Consider the following 18,024-nt stretch of genomic DNA (forward strand, 5'->3'; position numbering starts at 1 on the left):
CCGGCGTGACGGCGTGCGCGAGCGCGGGCGAGCCGGTCGGCGCCGGACGCACGGCCCCCGCCTCGGCGCCCTCCAGACTCTGGCCGCAGGCGACGCCCGCGCCCTCGCCGAGCGGATCGCAGCACGACGGCGAGACGGCCGAGAAGGTCCCCGGCGTCGCCCCCGTCCCCTCCGGCGACATCCACAAGCTGGACGCGTACGCCCTGGTCAAAGCCGAGGTTGCGGCCAACCGCAAGGCCACCGGGGCGGACGCCCTCGACGACGCCACCGCGGCCAAGCTGGCCTCGTCGTGCTCCGCCGCGCGGCAGGCGCGGAACTGCCCCATGCGCAAGCCCGTCTACAGCGACCTCACCGGCGACGGCCGCGACGACCTGGTCGTCGGCATCGAGATGGAGGACCACTTCCTCTCGCTGCGCGCCTACACCCTGGTCAACGGCGAGCCCACGCGCGTCCTGTCGACCATCGCCCAGCCCTCGTCGATCGAGGTGGCCGGCCGCGACCTCATCGTCTGGGAGCCCTGGACGACCCCGCACTACGCCCTGCGCTCGGTCTACACCTGGAACGCCCAGACCCACTACATGGACTTCCGGCGCTACGAGATCCGCCGCGCCGAGAACCCCGCCTCCTCCGGCACGCAGCGCGACGGCGAGGGGCGCTCGTGACCGCCGCCCGGCCGCGGAGCCTGCGCGCCCGGCTCCGCAGGCTCTCCCGCCTCGGCTCGCTCTACGGGAAGTTCACGCTCTTCCTCGCCGTCGTGTGCTGCGTCGTCGCGACCGTGCTCGGCGTCCTCGTGCACGTCATCGTCACCCGCCAGACCGTCCACCAGGCCCGGTCCGAGGCCCTCGCGCGGCTCGACTCCGCCACCAAGGCCTACGCGGCCGGCGACCCGATGCACCACCCCGCGGCCCTGAACCCGTCCGACCTCCCGCGGCGGCTCCGGGAGATGGCGCTGCGCGGCGAGCGCGGCACCGCCCTCGGCGACCACGACGGCACGCCCACGATGTGGGCCGCCGGGCCCGCCGACGCCGGCGTCATCACCGCCCGCTTCGACTACCGGCACAGCAAGGACACCATCGACGGCCTCGACCGGGCCATCGCCGGCTCCGCCACGCTGGCCATCGGCGGCACCCTGCTCATCGGCGTCTTCGCCGTCTCGCGGGTCACCCGCCGGCTGCACCGCACCGCCGACGTGGCGCGCCGCATCAGCGCGGGCGACCTCGACGCCCGCGTCGCCGACCCGCGCACCACGCGCCCCGCCCGGGAGCAGGACGAGGTCGCCGCCGTCGCGGCGGCGCTCGACGCCATGGCGGGCACCCTGCAGGCCCGGCTGCAGAGCGAGCAGCGCTTCACCGCCGACGTCGCCCACGAGCTGCGCACCCCGCTCGCCGGCCTGCAGGCGGCCGCGGACCTGCTGCCGCCGGGCCGCCCCACCGAGCTCGTGCGCGACCGGGTGCAGACCCTGCGCCGCCTCACCGAGGACCTGCTGGAGATCTCCCGGCTCGACTCGCTGACGGAGAAGGCCGACCTGGACGCGCACTTCCTCGGGCAGCTCGCCGAGCGCGCCGTCCGCGCCTCCGGTCTGGAGGCCGAGGTCCACGTCGTGCGGGACGCCTGCGTGGAGACCGACCGGCGCCGCCTGGAGCGGGTGCTGAGCAACCTGCTCGCCAACGCCCACCGGCACGGCCGCCCGCCCGTCGTCGTCACCGTCGACGGCCCGGTCGTCTCCATCCGCGACCACGGCGAGGGCTACCCCGCCTACCTCCTCGAACACGGCCCGCAGCGCTTCCGCACCGAGCCGACGCGCACCGGCGGCAAGGGGCACGGCCTGGGCCTGACCATCGCCATCGGCCAGGCCCGCACCATCCACGCGGAGCTCACGTTCGCCAACGCCCCCGGCGGCGGCGCCCTGACCACCCTGGCGCTGCCCGAGTACGACGAGTGCGCGGCGCGGGCGGAGGAGCCGGAGTAGACGAGCGGCCCGGCCGCGACGGGCCTCCGGTGGCCGGCCGGAGACCACCCGCGGCGTGCTGAGCCCCACAGGCGGCCCGAGCCGGGGCGCCGGCGCCCCGGCGACCTGCCGGCGCACCGTGCCTCCCGCCGCGACGGTGCATCACCACGACGGCGGGGGTCCGGCGGACTCCGGAGATCCGTGGCTCACGCCGCTCCAGCACCCGCGGGGACCGCGGCCGGCGTGCCGAACCAGCGGGACAGCGCGCCGCCGAGCGCGCGGGTCGCGTCCGGCAGGGAAGCCGCGTCCGCGGCCCACGCCGTGAAGCCGTCCGGGCGGACCAGCAGCCCCGCCAGCTCCGGGCGCTCGGGCGCCGTGGCGGTCACCACCGACAACCGGTCGCCGTACCCCTCGGCGGCGGCCCGTATCGCGGGCGCGTCCGCGAGGTCCAGGAGGAGGGCGCGGCCGTCGTGGAGGTGGTCGGCGAGCCTGCCGGCGCCGGCGAGCTCGAGGTCGGGGGCGCTGCCGCCGACGAGCGGGTGGTCGCCGGGGGAGGCCATGGCGTCGTAGCGCTGCCACACGCCGGAGATCTTCTTGGTGAAGAACGTCGTGCCCGCGACGGTGTTCGCGTACTCCGCGACCACCTCGCGCAGCGCCATCGCGTGGGACTCGGGCCGCATCAGCGCGACCTGGGCCCGGGTCCACTCCAGCACCCACGCGCCGATGGGGTGCCGCTCGGCGGTGTAGGTGTCCAGCAGGCCCTCGGGCGCCCAGCCGCGGACGGTGGCGGCGAGCTTCCAGCCGAGGTTCATCGCGTCGCCGACACCGAGGTTCAGCCCCTGGCCGCCGAACGGCGAGTGCACGTGCGCGGCGTCCCCGGCCAGCAGCACCCGCCCGGACCGGTAGCCGGCGGCCTGGCGGGCGTTGTCGGTGAAGCGGGTGGCGGTGTGCACGGCGGTGATGGTGACGTCGGTGCCGGAGACGTGGCGCAGGGCGGCCTGCAGCTCCTCGGCGGTGATGGGGGCGTCGCGGTCGGCGGGCGGCCCGTCGAACTCGACGGTGAGGATGCGCCCGGGGAACGGCCCGTGCGCGTAGGTGCCCGTGGGCGTCCGGTTCCAGCCCTTGCCGAGCGCCTCGGCGCCCTCCAGCGTCACCATCGCCTGATGCCCCGTGATGGACGGGTCGGTGCCGGGGAAGGCGAAGCCGCCGAGCTTGCGGACCGTGCTGCGGCCGCCGTCGCAACCCACCAGCCAGCCCGCCCGGACCGCGGTGCCGCCCACGCGCACGGTGACGCCCTCGTCGTCCGCGTCGAAGCCCGTCAGCTCCACGCCGCGGCGCACCTCCACGCCCAGCTCCGCGGCCCGCGCGCCGAGCAGGCGCTCGAGGGGCTCCTGGGGGATGAAGCCGACGTCCCCGGCCGGGCCGGCGCCCGCGAAGTCGGGGTCGCCGGTGTCCAGCAGGGCGCCGTCCAGGGGGATGCCGGCGAAGTGCCCGGCGAACTTGGGCGGCATCTTCACCGAGCCGCCCCCGCCCTGCTGCTGCGCCATGAAGCTGCTGATGCGGTCGAGGTTCTCCTGCTGGATCGCGGCCAGGGCGGGCAGCAGGCCGCGCCGGTAGAAGGCCTCCGCCGAGGGCGTGTTGATGGCCCCCGCCTTGATGGTCGTGTCGATCTCGGTCAGCCGTTCGACGACGAGGACGTCCACCCCCGCCAGCCGCAGCTCGCACGCGAGCGTCAGCCCGACCGGTCCTGCTCCTGCCACAACAACGTCGTAGTCCGTGTCCATGACGCTGACTATAGTCACTAAAACTTTGTGCCAGGTATAGTTTTCTTCATGGATTCCCACCCGGCTCCGGCGCCCGGCCCCGCCTCCGACGACGGACTCTCCCTGCGCGAACGGAAGAAGCGGCAGACCCGGCAGCGGATCTCCGACGTGGCCACCCGGCTCTTCGCCGCCCGCGGCTTCGACAAGGTGACCGTCGCGGAGGTCGCCGAAGCCGCCGGGGTCTCGGCGATGACGGTCTTCAACCACTTCGCGCGCAAGGAGGACCTCTACCTCGACCGGATCCCCGAAGCGCTCGCCCTCTTCAGCACGGCCGTGCGCGAACGGCGCCCCGGCGAGACCGCCGCCGCACCCGTCCGCCGCCTCTTCCTCGAACTCGCCGAGGCACGCCACCCCCTCGGCGGCCTGGGGGACACCTTCCCGGCGTTCTGGCGCGTCATCCTGGACTCGCCCGCCCTGCGCGCCCGCGTCCGCGAGGGCATCGAAGAGCTGGAGGGCGCTCTCGCGCAGGCCGTCGCCGAGACGACCGGAGCCCGCCCCGGCGACCCGGTGCCCCGGCTGACCGCGGCCCTCACCGTCACCGCTTACCGCACCGTTTGTGCCACCACCATGTCCCGGCTGCTCGCGGGCGAGCGCGCCGACGACGCCGCCCTCGGCCACCGCGCGCTCATCGGCACCACGTTCGACGCCCTGGAGGCGGCGCTGCGGGCGCTCTGCGGCCCGGACCTCGCGCCCGGGACCCCCTGACGCGCCCGGTGTAGCCTCAGCCGCATGCCACCGCACCCCCGCCGCCACCGGCCGTGGACCGCGGCCCTCGTCGAGGAACGGCCCCGCCCGGAGCGCATACGGACCCGCTCCGGGGGGTGGCGGCTCGCCGTGGCCACGGTGTGCTTCGGAGCCTTCATGGGCCAGCTCGACGCGAGCATCGTCACCCTCGCGTACGGCGGGCTGCGCAGCGAGTTCCACGCCTCGCTGGCGGCCGTCGAGTGGGTCTCACTGGCCTACCTGCTCACGCTCGTCGCCCTGCTGGTGCCGGTGGGCCGGCTCGCGGACGCCCACGGCCGCAAGCTGTTCTACCTCTACGGGTTCCTGGTCTTCACCCTCGCCTCCGCCGCCTGCGCCCTCGCACCGTCCCTCGCGGTCCTCGTCGCGTTCCGCGTGCTGCAGGCGGCCGGCGCCGCGATGATGCAGGCCAACAGCGTGGCCCTGGTGACCACCAGCGCCCCGCGCGGCAGGATGCGCGCCGCCCTCGGCGTGCAGGCCGCGGCGCAGGCCCTCGGACTCGCCCTCGGCCCGACCGTCGGCGGCGCCCTCGTGGCCGGGCTCGGCTGGCGCTGGGTCTTCGCGGTCAACGTGCCCGTCGGCGTCGTCGCCCTCGTCGCCGGCCAGTACCTGCTGCCCCGCACCCGTACGCGCAGCCCCGCGGCCGGTGCCGACCGGCTCGGCCCGGTGCTCCTGGCGGTCGCGACCACCTCGCTGCTGCTCGGCCTGTCCATGCTGTCCGGCCTGTCCGTGCCCGTCTGGGCCGTCGCCGCCCTGTTCGCCCTCGCCGCCGCGGCCGCCCTGGGCTTCGCACTGCGCGAGCGGCGGGCCGCCCACCCGCTGGTCGACCCGGCACTGCTGCGGCGCCGAGCCGTTGCCACCGGCCTCGCCGGGGCGCTCGGCGCCTACCTCGTCCTCTTCGGCCCGCTCGTGCTCGTCCCGGTCGTCCTGACCGGCGCCGGCTCCTCCGAGCTGCACGCCGGACTGGTCCTGACGGCCCTTCCGGCCGGCTTCGCACTGGCGGCGACCTGCGCGGACCGCGTCCTGCCCGGGGCGCTCGGCGACCGGGCCCGGTGCCTGCTGGGCGCGGCCGTCGCGGCCGCCGCCCTGGCCGCGATGCTCGCCCTGCCGCTGACCGCCGTGCCGCTGGTGCCGCTCCTCGCGCTCCTCGGCCTGGGCCTCGGCACCTTCACGCCCGCCAACAACGCCCTGGTCATGGGGGCGGTGCCGGCCTCCGCCTCCGGCACCGGAGGCGGGCTGGTCAACATGGTCCGCGGCCTCGGGACCGCCCTCGGCATCGCCCTGGTCACCCTCGCCCTCCACCTCTCCGGGGCGGCCGGACCGCACCGGGCCGTCGCCGTCCTGCTGGGCGTCGCGCTCCTCGTGGCCGTCGCCGCGGCGCTCGGCCCGCCGACACGCCGTGACCGGGGCCGCACATCACCCGGACGACCCGCACGAGGCGCCGGACGCTAGCGGGACAAGTACCGTCCGCGGCATGAGGTCCGTACTCGCACCCTCCCTCTCCCTCCCCCTCGCGGCCACCCTGCTGGCATGCGGTCTCACCGGCTGCGCGAGCCGTGACGAAGCGGCAGGCCGGCCGGATCTGACCCGCTATTACGACCAGGAGATCTCCTGGGAGCCTTGCTCCCGGGAGCAGGACAGGACGGTCAGGGACGAGACGCGCAACGCCGGCCGCACGGCCGAGTGCGCCCGCCTCACCGTCCCCCACAGCTACGACGCCCCCGGCAAGGGCGAGCTGCGGCTCGCGCTCATGCGCTACCGCGCCGCGGACCGGGACCACCGCCTCGGCTCCCTCGTCGTCGGCTTCGGCGGGCAGGGCGCGTCCGGGCTCGGGCAGCTCGGCGCCCGCGGCCCGGACGGCTTCGGCAAGGCCGCCGCCCGCTACGACCTCGTCACCTTCGACCCGCGCGGCGCCGGCGCCAGCTCCCCGGCCCGCTGCGGCACCGGCGACGGCCTCCCGGACGCCCGCGGCCGGGACGACGACGCGGACGGCGCCGCCGAACTCGCCGACCGCATCGACGATCGGGCCAGGGCCCTGCGCGACTGCGCCGAGCGCACCGGACCCGTCCTCCCGTACCTCGGCACCGTCCACGCCGCCAAGGACCTGGACGTGCTGCGCGCCGCCCTCGGCGAGGACAGGCTGAACTACCTCGGCTACGCGCAGGGCACCCGGCTCGGCGCCGCCTACGCCCACCGCTACCCGCACAAGGTCGGCCGCATGGTCCTGGACAGCGTCGACGACCCTGCGCCCGACCTGCGCAGGAACGCCCTCGCCCGCACCGCCTCCTACCAGAAGGCCCTGCGCCACGCGGTGGAGATCTGCACCCGGCGCGGCGACGAGGACTGCATCCTCGGCTCCGACACCGACCGCGCCATGGAGACCGTCACCGCGGCCTTCAACCGCCTCGACGAGCACCCGCTGCCGTGGGTGAACGGCACCACCCTCGACCGGGACGCCGCCGTCACGCAGACCATGGGCCTCCTGCGGTCCCGCGAGGGCCTCCCCGAGGCCCCCAACCTCCTCGCGGCCATCGTCCACCGGCTGCGGCCCGGGGAGGCCGCGCACATGGCCCGGGAAGCCGTCGCCCGCGCCGGGGGCAAGGACGCCGGCGACCGCGCCGGCGCCCCTTCCGTGACGGCGGCCGTCAACTGCGCCGACACCAGGAGCCGTTACACCGCCGACCAGGTCGCGGCCGCCTACGACGACTTCGTCGAGGCGTCCCCCGTCTTCGGCCCCGCCCTGGCCGCCGGCATGGCCGCGTGCACCGGATGGCCGCAGGCCGGGGACGACGGCGCCCACGACGTCGCCGCCCCCCGCGCCCCGAAGATCCTCCTGCACACCCCCGAGTTCGACCCCGCCACCCCGGTGGCGTGGCTGCGCCGCATGGCCAGGGCCCTCGGCCCGTCGGCGGTCACCATGACGGACACGGGCGGCGGGCACGGCGTCTACGGCTCGTCCGACGCCGACTGCGTCAACGAGAAGGTCGACGCCTTCCTCCTGGACGGGAGGCTGCCGGCCGACCGGACCCGCTGCACCTGACGCACCGACAGATTTCCGGTGCTCCATTGGAGGGGGAGTGACGGCCGGGCTGATGCGGCACGCCCGGCACCCGGGCAGGCATCAGCCCGTAGGGGTCACCGAACGAATGGAGTGTGCAGGATGCGTATGGGACACCGGTTCACGGCCGCAGCGGCAGCCCTCGTCCTGGCGACGGCACCGGCGAGCGCAGCGCTCGCCTGCGACAAGGGCGAGGAGAACGGCGAGAAGACCGGGTACGCGGGCGAGAAGGCCGACTACACGGGCGAGAAGGCCGACTACACGGGCGAGAAGGCCGGCCACACGGGCGAGAAGGCCGGCCACACGGGCGAGAAGGCCGGCCACACGGGCGGGGAGAAGCCGGCGAAGAAGCCGGGGATGCGGCCCGCGAAGAAGACGGAGGGCAGGGCGGAGACCGACGGCGCGTTCCTGAAGACGGCCCACGAGGCGGGCCTGGCGGAGATCGCCATGAGCAGGGACGCCGCGAAGAACGCCGTCATGCCGTGCGTCAGGACGACGGCCGGGACCCTCGTCAAGGACCACACGATGATGGACAAGGAGATCAGGGACCTGGCCCGCCGCCTGAACGTGACCCTGCCCCGCAAGGAGACGGCCGAGCACCGCAAGTCACTGCGGGACATGCGCAGGAAGGCGCACAAACGGGAGTACGACACGCTCTGGCTCAAAGCCGCGGAGGCCGGGCACGCCCAGGCCCTCGAACTCCTCGACGACGAGATCGCCAAGGGGAAGAACGCCGAGGTGCGCGAGGCGGCCCGCATGGCGAGACCCGTCATCGCCGGCCACCTGGCGAAAGTGCAGGTCTGTCAGAAGGAACGCTGACGGTCCGCCGGCCGCGGGCCGCCCCGGCGCTCAGCCGGCCGCGGCCAGCGGCTGCGCGGCCCAGATCGTCTTGCCGTCCGCGGTGAACCGCGTCCCCCACCGCTCCGTCAGCTGCGCCACCAGCAGCAGGCCCCGGCCGCCCTCGTCCGTCACCCGGGCCCGGCGCATGCGCGGCGACGTGCTGCTCGCGTCCGACACCTCGCAGATCAGGGAGGACCGCTCGCGGATGAGCCGCAGCCGGATGGGCGCGTAGGCGTGCCGGACGGCGTTGGTGACGAGCTCGCTGACGACCAGTTCGGTGGTGAACCCCAGCTCCTCCAGCCCCCAGGCCGCGAGCTGCTCCGACGCGTACTTCCGCGCGTCGGCGACGGTCGACCGCTCGGCCGGCAGGTCCCAGCTGCGCACCTGCGAGGCGTCCAGCGCCCGCGTGCGGGCCAGGAGCAGGGCGATGTCGTCCGTGGGCCGCTCGGGCCTGCGCGGCAGGAGGGCGTCCAGGACGGCGTCGCAGGTCTGCTCCAGGGGCGCGGCCGGCCCCGACAGCGCCGTGCGCAGCCCGTCCAGGCCCGCGCCGATGTCGTGGTCGTGGCCCTCGACCAGCCCGTCGGTGTACAGCGCGAGGAGGCTGCCTTCCGGCAGCCGCAGCTCGGCGGACTCGAAGGGCAGCCCGCCCAGGCCCAGCGGCGGCCCGCCCGGGATGTCGAGGAAGCGCGCCGCGCCGCCGGGCGTCACGAGCACCGGCGCCGGGTGGCCCGCCCGGGCGAGGACGCAGGAGCGCGACACCGGGTCGTAGACGACGTACAGGCAGGTCGCGCCCGTCTCCCGGACGGTGCCCGGCGCCCCCTCCGCCGCCTCGTCCTGGGCCAGCTGGACCACCAGGTCGTCGAGGTGGGTGAGGAGTTCGTCGGGCGGCAGGTCGAGGTCGGCGAGGGTGCGCACGGCCGCCCGCAGCCGGCCCATGACCGCCGACGCCTGCAGCCCGTGGCCCACGACGTCGCCGACGACGAGCGCCACCCGGGCGCCGGACAGCGGGATGACGTCGAACCAGTCCCCGCCGACGCCCGCCTGGGCGCCCGCGGGCAGATAGCGCGAGGTGACCTCCACCGCCGTCTGCTCGGGCAGCCGTCCCGGCAGCAGGCTGCGCTGGAGCGTCAGGGCGACCGAGCGCTCCGCCGCGTACCGGCGGGCGTTGTCGACGCACACGCCCGCGCGGGCCGTGATCTCCTCGGCGAGCAGCAGGTCGTCGGCGTCGAACGGTTCGGTGCCCGGGTGCCGGACGAACAGGGCGACGCCGAGCGTGGTGCCGCGGGCGCGGAGGGGGACGACGAGCACGGAGTGCGCTCCGCCGGGGCCCGGCTCGCCGGAGCGCTCCGGGCCGGCCGGGGTGTCGCGGTGGGCCTGAGCGCCGCCGGCGACCTCCCCGCCGGAAGGGGCGCCACCGGTGGCGAGCGACCACGCGGCGATCGCCGGGGCGTCCGCGCGGTGCACCGAGGCGCGGCCGGAGGCGAGGGCCCGGGCGGGCGGGGACTGCGGTGCGTACGAGAACATGCCCGCCGGGCCCGCGGAGAGGCCGTCGTGACCCCCGGCGGCGGCCCGCCGCAGGACGGCCCCGTCCGGCTGCCCGCCGCCGGGGGCCGCACCGGCCGGGTCGCCGCTGTGCAGGACGGAGTCGAGCAGGTCGACGGAGACGAAGTCGGCGAAGCCGCCGGCGGTGACGCCGGCGAGCTCCTCGGCGGTGCGCCCGACGTCCAGGGTGGTCCCGATGCGGGCGCCCGCATCGTTGACCAGGGCCAGCCGCTCGCGGGCGCGGTGCGGCTCGGTGCGGTCGATGGCCGCTATCGACACGCCCTGGACGCGGCCGTCGCCGTCCTTGAGCGGGGTGAAGAACGTCGCCCAGGCGCGCTCCCGGGACTGCCCGGGCGCCCGGAAGAAGGTGTCCGTGCGCAGCGCCTCCCCGGTGCGCAGCACCTCCGCCATGAGCCGGCCGAACTCGTCGAAGGGGGCGCCCTGGAAGATCTCGGTGAGCTGCAGGCCCAGCATGGCCTCCTCGGGGCGGCCGGACAGGCGCAGCATCTCGCCGTTGGCGCCGGTCAGCCGCAGGTCGCGGTCGTAGACGGCGGTGGCGACGGGGGACTGCACGTACGCCCACTCCTTGAGCGCCGCGTCCTTGAGCGCCGCGTCCGCGAGCACGGCGTCGGGCTCGGCGTGCGGGCCGGCGGCGGCCTCCTCCTCCGGTGCCGCCCCGAGGAGCACCCACTGCACGCGGCCGTCGCCCTCCGGACAGGGATGTGCCCGTACGGTCACCCGCACCGCGCCGCCGTCGCGGTGGCGGGCCGTGAGCACGCCGCTCCAGGGGGCCGAGCGGGTGAGCGCCCGCAGGGCCGGGCCGGGCAGCGGCGCGCCGAGGAGCTCGGCGGCGGGACGCCCGATGACCTCCCCGGGCGCGTGGCCGAGCAGGTGCCGGGCCGCGGGGCTCCACAGGGTGACGGTCCCTTCCGCGTCGACGGCGGCCATCGGGACCGTCGCGGTGGGGGAGTGGCGATCGGCGTTCGCGTGCATCGGCGGTCATCCCGTTCGGCGGGCGGCGCGCGGCAGGTACGCCCGCCGCCCGCATAATTCAGGCTGTAGCTATCTTTCCCGCCCGAACCGGCACTGAAGCATCCATCTCTGCTGGAAATGGTGCAGTTCCCGGGGGTTCCCGGGAGGGTTCCGGCCGCGGCGAAGCCGGTGTATCGGCCAATGAAGTCCTGGGGTGACGTAGCCCTGCTGCAGCCGTCCCCGTCCGTCGTTCTACGGGGGTCGGCCCGTAGCCGATGGGGTATCAGTCGGTCGTATCCGGAGAAAAACGGTCGGGCGGCGGCCGAGCTGCTACGGAATTGAGACAGGCCTGGTCATGCCCTGCCCTGCCCGCATGACATCCTGAGCCGTCATGAGTTCTGCCGGACGGGATCGGCGGATGTCCGGGGATTACGAGGATGCACCAATGAGACTCTGCTTCCTGGTGGAGGAGCAGTACCGGCACGACGGCATGCCGGTGGACGTCATCCGCCAACTCAGGTCCTGGGGTCACCGGGTGGACGTGCTCAGGCCCGGCGGCTCGCTCCTCAAGCTCTCCGACGCGGTGGCGGCCGGCCGCCACGACGCCTGGGTCCTCAAGACCGTCTCCGGCGGACCCGGCCTCACCCTGCTGGAAGCCGCGGCCGGCGCCGGCCTCACCACCATCAACGACGCCCGCGCCATCCGCGGCGTGCGCGACAAGGTGCTCGCCGCCGTGACCGCCGAGCGCCACGGCCTGCCCGTCCCCGTCACCTACGCCGCCCAGCGCATCGAGGACTTCGCGGAAGTCCCCGAGGCCGCCTACCCGCTCGTGGTCAAGCCCGCCGACGGCAGCTCCGGGCGCGCCGTGCGCCTCGTGCCCTCCCCGGACCGGCTCACGGACCCGGCCTCCCGCGACGAGACGCCCCACGGCGGCATGCTCATCGCCCAGCCCTACGTTCCCAACTCCGGCACCGACCTCAAGGTGTACTGCGTCGACGGCCGGCTCTACGCCACCGAGCGCTGCTCTCCCCTCCACCCCGACCAGCCCGCCGTCGAACGGCAGGTGCCGCTCGGCGCGGAGGTGGCCGCCATCGCCGCCCGCGTCGGCGAGGTCTTCGGCCTCGACCTGTACGGCGTGGACGTCGTCCTCGGACCCGACGGCCCCGTCGTCGTCGACGTCAACGACTTCCCCAGCTTCCGTCAGGTCCCCGACGCCGTCGCCCGCGTGGCCTGGGCGATCCTGCGGCTCGCCGACGCGGGAGGCGAACGGCCCCTGCCCGCGGCGGGCGCCTCCGCCGTGCCCCTCGGCGGCGCCCCGGGCGGCGACGCATGAGGATAGGCCTGCTCACGCCGTCCCCCGGCCACCCGCTGCTCGCCGCCGCCACGGCGCTGCTGACGCCCCGCCACGACGTGGTCGCGCTGGACCCCTCGACCGCCCCCGACCCCGCGGCCGGCGACCTCGCCGACGTCTACCTCCTCAAGACCCGCACCCCGCGGGCCCTCGCCTTCGCCCGCCGCCTCGAAGAGCGCGGCGCGCCCGTGCTGAACTCGGCCGGCTCGACCGCGCAGTGCCAGGACCGGACCGCCATGGCCGACGTCGCCCTGCGGGCCGGCCTCCCCTTCGTCGCCACCGCCACCGAGCCCTCCCTCGCGGGCCTGGCCGCCCGCGGCGACCTGTCCTACCCCGTCGTGATCAAGAGCCGGCACAGCCGCCGCGACGACCTGGTGGCCCGCGTCGACGACCCCGTACGGCTCGCCGTGCTCGCGGCCGAGTGGGGCGACGAGCCCGTCGTGGTGCAGCGCTTCACCCCCAACGACGGCTGGGACCACAAGCTGTGGGTCGTCGGCGACCACGTCTTCGCCGGCCTCCGCCGCTCCGAACTCGCGCCCCCCGCCGGTACGGGCACCGAGTCCCTGCCCACCGACCGGCTGCCGGCGGGCTGGCTCGACGTCGTCCGGCGCGCCGGCGAGGCCTTCGCCCTGGACGTGTACGGCGTCGACCTCCTCGACGTCGGCGGAACGCCGCTCATCGTGGACGTCAACGCGTTCCCGGGCATCCGAGGCCAGTCCGGAGCCCCGGAGGCGCTGGCGACTTTGACGCTGAGCACGGCGGAGGGCACGCACCGCCCCCGCGCGACAGTGCCGGCGCAGACGGTGAGCTGACTCCGGGGCGCGCCCTGCTGCCGGCGGGCGAGCTGCGGTGTCCCGCCGCGACGGCGGGCAACCACTGGCGTGGTGTCCGGCGGCGCGAAACTGCGGACGTACGGGACAAGGGGATTCGACTCATCCGTCCCAGTTGTCCTTCCCGTCACAGCCCGCGGGCCCGGGCCCGGCCGCCCGTGACCCTTGGCCCCCGCAGCCGTTGACCCGGCCAGATCAGTCCTCATGCAAACGGGGCTGCCGAAGGCCGTACGACGATCCCACCCGGAGCGCCGGCGGGCCCGGACCGCGCCGGCGGAATCCGCGCGGCGCCGGAGACCGGGCTACCGACCGCCGTCCGCGCGGGCCGTCGCGGCCCTTCCGACCGGCGGCCGTCTCTCGGCGCGAATCCGCGCTGTGACGGCGGGAGACGGCCGCCACACCTTCGTGAGGGACGCCGACGCCGAGGTGAGGGAACCCGCATGAGCCTGCTCCGCAAGATCCGTGAGACCGGCCGGGTGGCCGAGGACGCCCCGCCCCGCCCGGCCGGGGACCCGCCGCCCGGCGCCGCGGAACTGGCCGGCTCGGCCCACGTGCGCTGCATCGACGCCGGCTCCTGCAACGGCTGCGAGATCGAGATCGCGGCGGCCTTCGGACCGGTGTACGACGCCGAGCGCTACGGGGCCCGCCTGGTGGCCTCGCCCCGCCACGCCGACGTGGCCCTCGTGACGGGCGCCGTCACCCGCAACATGGCCGAGCCGCTGCGCCGCACCGTCGCCGCGATGCCCCGCCCCCGCCTGGTGGTCGCCGTGGGCGACTGCGCGATCGGCTGCGGGGAGTTCGCCGGCGGCCACGGCGTGGAGGGCGCGGCCGGCGACGTGGTCCCCGTCGACCTGCAGGTGCCGGGCTGCCCGCCGGAGCCGGAGCGGATCGTGGCGGCGCTGCGCGTCGTGACCGGCCGGTGAGCCCGTTCGGAACGTTCCGGGAGCCGGCGGCGGGGGCCGGGAGACCCGCGCCCGGGAGCCGGTCGATAGGCACCCGGACGCGCGCCAGTGCGCGCACCCGGCCCCGTACCCCCGCAGGGCAGGCCGCATGAGCTCGGCCGAGTCCGCGACGGTCGTGGCCGCGGGCCTCGCCGGCGCGGGAGTGCTGGCGGGCATGCTCCTGCCGGGCCGGACCCGGGTCGTCGCCGTGGGCCTGTGCACGGCCGGGCTGGGCGGCGCGGGCCTCGCGGGCGGGGTCGCGGCCCTCGGCGGCACGCGCTGGTCCGCGTACCTGCCCGGCCTGCTGCCGCTGGCAGGCCTGCGCCTGGCCGTCGACGCCCTGTCGGGGCTGTTCATGGCCGTCGCCGGCGCAGTGGTCCTCGCGGTCGCCGTCTACGGCATCGGCTACGCGTCGGGCCGCGGCCCGCGCGGCCCGGCCTCGCGCGGCGTCCAGTCGGCCCTGCCGGTCTTCGCCCTGACGCTGGTGCTGGTCCCGGCGGCCGCCTCCGTGTCGTCGTTCCTGCTGCTGTGGGAGGGGATGGCGGTCACGTCGCTCGTCCTCGTCCTGGCGGACCAGCGCGAGCGCGCCACCGTCCGCGAGGCCGGCGTCTGGTACGCGGTGATGACGCACTTCGGGCTCGTCCTCCTGCTGGCGGGCCTCGCCCTGTTCGCGGCGGGCGCGGGCGGCGAGACCTTCGCGCAGCTGCGCGCCGGGGCGAGCGGCATGTCCCCGGGCGCGCGGGGCGCGGTCTTCGTGCTCGTCGCGGCGGCGTTCGCGTCGAAGGCCGGCATGGTGCCGCTGCACCCGTGGCTGCCGCGGGCTCACCCCGAGGCGCCGAGCAACGTCTCGGCGCTGATGAGCGCCGCGATGGTGAACCTGGGCGCGTACGGGATCATCCGCGTGAACTTCGAACTGCTGGGCGGCGGCCCCCGCTGGGGGTGGCTGCTCGTCCTGGCGACGGGCGCGCTGTCCGCCGTCTACGGCATCCTGCAGGCGGCCATGGCGTCGGACATCAAGCGCCTGCTGGCGTACTCGACGTCGGAGAACCTGGGCCTGGTCCTCATCGGCGTCGGCGCGGCGGGCCTGTTCGCCTCCTCCGGCTACCCCGTGCCCGCGGCCCTCGCCCTGGCCGCGGCGCTGCTGCACGTCACCAACCACGCCGTCTTCAAGGCCCTGCTGTTCTGCGCGGCCGGCTCGGTGGTGCGCGCGACGGGCGTGCGCGACCTGGACCGCATGGGCGGGCTGCGCGCGCGGATGCCGGCCACGGCGGGCTTCTTCGCGGTGTCGTCGCTGGCCGCGGTCGCCCTGCCGCCGGGCAACGGCTTCCTCAGCGAGTGGCTGCTGCTGCAGTCCCTGATCCACGGCATGACCGTGCCCGGGGTGTCCACGGCGATCGTGCTGCCGCTCGCGGTCGCCGTCATCGCCCTGTCGGCGGGGCTCGCGGCGGCCGTGTTCGTCAAGGCCCTCGGCGTAGGCTTCTTCGCCCGGCCCCGCAGCGCGCGGGCGGCGTCGGCGGAGGAGAGCCCGCCGCTGATGCACGTCGGCATGGGCCTGCTGGCCATCGGCTGCACGGCCCTCGCGCTCGTGCCGGGCACCCTGGGCAACGGCCTGTCGCGAGCGGTCGCCGCGGCCGGGCTCCACGGCGCCCGCCCCCTGGCGGGCGGCGGCCTGGAGCTGAAGCTGGATCAGGTCGCCGCCTCGCTCTCCCCGTTGTGGGTGACGGCGGCCCTGCTCGCGGGCATCGTCGCCGCGTCGGGCCTCATCCGCCTGACCACGCGCCGCGGGCGCCGCACGAACGCACGGCTGTGGGACTGCGGCGGCGGCGCCCCCACGCCGCGCATGTCGTACACGGCGACCTCCTTCGCCGAGCCGCTGCAGCGCGTCTTCGACGACGTCCTGGAAACCGAACAGGACGTCGACGTCACCCCGGTGCGCGACTCCGCCTACCTCGTCGAGCGCGTGCGCTTCCGGCGCAGCGTCCCCGACCGGATCGAGCACCGCCTCTACCGGCCCGTCCTGGCCGCCGTCGAGTCCCTCGGCCGGGCCGCCCGCCGGCTGGCCCCCGGCAGCGTGCACCGCTACCTCGGCTACGGGTTCTTCGGTCTCGTCGCTCTCCTGCTGGCCCTGGCGGTCGGCTGGTGAGCGCCACCGCGCACGAGGAGACGCCGTGAACGGCACCATGACCGCCACCGGCACGGCCGCGGTGACCCTCCAGGTCGCCCTGGTCGCCGCCGGTGCACCCCTGCTCGCCGGACTGATGCGGCAGGTACGGGCGCTGCTGGAGGGCCGGGTCGGGCCGGGCGTCACCCAGCCCTGGCGCGACCTGCGCAAGCTGCTGCGCAAGGAGGCCGTCACCCCGGCCGGCACCGGCTCGGCCTTCCGGCTCGGGCCGCTGGTGCTGGTCGCCACCACGGCCGTCGTCGCGGCGCTCGTCCCGCTGGCCTCGACGGCCACGCCCGTCAGCGGCAGCGCCGACCTCATCCTCGTCGTGGCGCTGCTCGCGCTCGGCACCGTCGCCCTGGCCCTGGCCGGTCTGGACACCGGCACCGCCTTCGGCGGCATGGGCGCCTCCCGCGAGATGACCGTGGCCGCGCTCGTCGAACCGACGATCCTCCTCGCGGTGTTCGCCCTGTCGATACCGGCGGGGTCGACGAACCTGTCGGCCATCGTCTCCGGCGGCATCCACGACCCGGTCCGCCTCGCCTCCCCGGCGGGGCTGCTGTCCACCGCCGCCCTGGCCGTCGCCGTCCTCGCCGAGACCGGCCGGCTGCCGGTGGACAACCCGGCCACCCACCTGGAACTGACGATGGTCCACGAGGCGATGGTGCTGGAGTACGCCGGACCCGACCTCGCCCTGGTCGAACTCGGCTCCCAGATGCGGCTGACCGTCCTGCTGGGCCTGCTCGCCTCGCTGTCCGCCCCCTGGGGCATCGCCACGACCGCCTCCCCGGCGGCCCTCGTCCTCGCCCTCGTCCTGCTCGCGCTGAAGGTCGCCCTGCTCGGCGCGGCGCTGGCCGCGGCCGAGGTGTTCTGGGCCAAACTGCGGCTCTTCCGCGTTCCCGAGCTGCTGGCCGGTTCCTTCCTGCTGGCACTCCTCGCGGTGACCGCCTCCTACTTCCTCACGGGAGAGTGAGTGAGGGACACATGACCGACAGCGTCTACACCCAGCTGCTCGACCTGGCGTGCGGCGCGTTCCTGCTCGCGGCCGTCGTCGTCCTGTGGCTGCGGCAACTGTCCTCGATCGTCCAGGTGTTCGCCCTCCAGGGCGTCGCCCTGGCCGCCGTCGCCGCCCTCCTCGGCCTGCACGAGGACCGCCTCGGCCTGCTCGCCGTCGCCGCCGGCATCGGCCTGCTGCGGGCCGGCGCCCTGCCGCGCCTCATGCTGCGCGCCCTGACCGCCGGCACGCCGCACCGCTCCCATCCCCACTATCAGGAGGACGTCAGCGAGAGCCGCGAGACGCGGCCCCTCGTCAACGTCGCCGCGTCCCTGCTGAGCGCGGCCCTCCTCACCCTCCTCGCCTACGCCGTGTCCCGGCCGCTGGTCGAGCTGCACCCCACGCCGGCGACGCGCGCCCTGCCTGTGGGGCTCGCCGTGGTCCTCATCGGCTTCTTCACCCTGGTCACCCGGCGCCGCGCGCTGGCCCAGGTGGTCGGCTTCCTGCTGCTGGACAACGGCATCACCGTCACCGCCTTCCTCGCCGCCTCCGGAGTCCCCCTGATCGTCGAACTCGGCGTGTCCTTCGACGTCCTCCTCGCCGTTCTCGTCCTGCAGATCCTCACCACCCGGATGCGGGCCGCCTTCGGCGGCACCGGCATCGACGACCTGCGGGAGCTACGCGACTGATGACGCACGCCACCACCGCACTGCTGCTGACCGCGCCCATCGTGGTGCCGCTCGCCACGTCCGCCGCGTACGCCGCGTCCGGCCTGCGCGACGCGAAGGCACGCGCCGGGGCCGCCGCCCTCGCGCACCGCACG

14 protein-coding genes are annotated in these 18,024 nt (G+C 75.7%); 12 read left to right on the forward strand and 2 right to left on the reverse strand.

The window, feature by feature from the left end; translation table 11 throughout:
• Both B7P34_RS37770 and B7P34_RS30140 read left to right on the forward strand, forming a co-directional pair.
• A partial coding sequence (locus B7P34_RS37770) for a hypothetical protein (RefSeq protein ID WP_106681360.1) occupies window positions 1-662 on the forward strand: 662 nt, incomplete at its 5' end.
• Window positions 659-1,969: a sensor histidine kinase gene (locus B7P34_RS30140; protein WP_223268381.1), complete on the forward strand. Its 1,311-nt coding sequence runs from the start codon at window positions 659-661 to the stop codon at window positions 1,967-1,969. The genes B7P34_RS37770 and B7P34_RS30140, both read left to right, overlap by 4 nt.
• 185 nt (window positions 1,970-2,154) lie before the next feature.
• Here B7P34_RS30140 and B7P34_RS30145 read toward each other — a convergent pair whose 3' ends face one another.
• Window positions 2,155-3,732 carry an FAD-dependent oxidoreductase gene (locus tag B7P34_RS30145; protein ID WP_106681361.1) on the reverse strand — a complete coding sequence of 526 codons (1,578 nt, stop codon included), beginning with the start codon at window positions 3,730-3,732 and terminating at the stop codon, window positions 2,155-2,157.
• 48 nt (window positions 3,733-3,780) lie between these two features.
• Between B7P34_RS30145 and B7P34_RS30150 the strand changes: the two genes are divergently transcribed.
• The 4 genes from B7P34_RS30150 to B7P34_RS30165 all read left to right on the forward strand — a co-directional run bounded on the left by B7P34_RS30150 (window position 3,781) and on the right by B7P34_RS30165 (window position 8,389).
• The gene (locus tag B7P34_RS30150; RefSeq protein ID WP_106681362.1) at window positions 3,781-4,476 is read left to right on the forward strand and encodes a TetR/AcrR family transcriptional regulator; all 696 of its coding nucleotides are present in this window, start codon (window positions 3,781-3,783) and stop codon (window positions 4,474-4,476) included.
• A gap of 24 nt (window positions 4,477-4,500) precedes the next feature.
• Window positions 4,501-5,964 carry an MFS transporter gene (locus tag B7P34_RS30155; RefSeq protein ID WP_106681363.1) on the forward strand — a complete coding sequence of 488 codons (1,464 nt, stop codon included), beginning with the start codon at window positions 4,501-4,503 and terminating at the stop codon, window positions 5,962-5,964.
• 22 nt (window positions 5,965-5,986) lie between these two features.
• Window positions 5,987-7,552: an alpha/beta hydrolase gene (locus B7P34_RS30160; protein ID WP_106681364.1), complete on the forward strand. Its 1,566-nt coding sequence runs from the start codon at window positions 5,987-5,989 to the stop codon at window positions 7,550-7,552.
• Between the two features lie 120 nt (window positions 7,553-7,672).
• Window positions 7,673-8,389, forward strand: coding sequence for a DUF4142 domain-containing protein (locus B7P34_RS30165; protein ID WP_146166969.1), 717 nt, complete (start codon window positions 7,673-7,675; stop codon window positions 8,387-8,389).
• A 30-nt stretch (window positions 8,390-8,419) separates the two neighbouring features.
• Here the strand turns inward: B7P34_RS30165 and B7P34_RS30170 are convergent, their stop codons facing one another.
• Window positions 8,420-10,945 (reverse strand): SpoIIE family protein phosphatase, encoded by a 2,526-nt coding sequence (locus B7P34_RS30170; protein WP_223268382.1) that lies wholly within the window; start codon window positions 10,943-10,945, stop codon window positions 8,420-8,422.
• Between the two features lie 424 nt (window positions 10,946-11,369).
• Between B7P34_RS30170 and B7P34_RS30175 the strand changes: the two genes are divergently transcribed.
• From B7P34_RS30175 to B7P34_RS30200, 6 genes are all read left to right on the forward strand, one after another.
• Complete coding sequence (locus tag B7P34_RS30175; RefSeq protein WP_106681366.1) at window positions 11,370-12,257, forward strand: ATP-grasp domain-containing protein; 888 nt, start codon at window positions 11,370-11,372, stop codon at window positions 12,255-12,257.
• A complete protein-coding gene (locus tag B7P34_RS30180) occupies window positions 12,254-13,087 on the forward strand; it encodes an ATP-grasp domain-containing protein (RefSeq protein WP_106681367.1) in 834 nt (277 codons plus the stop codon). The genes B7P34_RS30175 and B7P34_RS30180 overlap by 4 nt, the downstream gene beginning before the upstream one ends.
• Before the next feature lie 458 nt (window positions 13,088-13,545).
• Complete coding sequence (locus B7P34_RS30185) at window positions 13,546-14,028, forward strand: NADH-quinone oxidoreductase subunit B family protein (protein WP_106681368.1); 483 nt, start codon at window positions 13,546-13,548, stop codon at window positions 14,026-14,028.
• Between the two features lie 127 nt (window positions 14,029-14,155).
• On the forward strand, window positions 14,156-16,189 hold the full coding sequence (locus B7P34_RS30190; protein ID WP_106681369.1) for a proton-conducting transporter transmembrane domain-containing protein: 2,034 nt from the start codon (window positions 14,156-14,158) through the stop codon (window positions 16,187-16,189).
• Between the two features lie 25 nt (window positions 16,190-16,214).
• Window positions 16,215-17,180, forward strand: coding sequence for a respiratory chain complex I subunit 1 family protein (locus B7P34_RS30195; protein WP_223268383.1), 966 nt, complete (start codon window positions 16,215-16,217; stop codon window positions 17,178-17,180).
• 11 nt (window positions 17,181-17,191) lie between these two features.
• On the forward strand, window positions 17,192-17,890 hold the full coding sequence (locus B7P34_RS30200; protein WP_106681370.1) for a hypothetical protein: 699 nt from the start codon (window positions 17,192-17,194) through the stop codon (window positions 17,888-17,890).
• Window positions 17,891-18,024 lie beyond the last annotated feature (134 nt).

It is taken from the genome of Streptosporangium nondiastaticum, assembly GCF_003011965.1.
In the GTDB taxonomy this organism is placed as follows: domain Bacteria; phylum Actinomycetota; class Actinomycetes; order Streptomycetales; family Streptomycetaceae; genus Streptomyces; species Streptomyces nondiastaticus.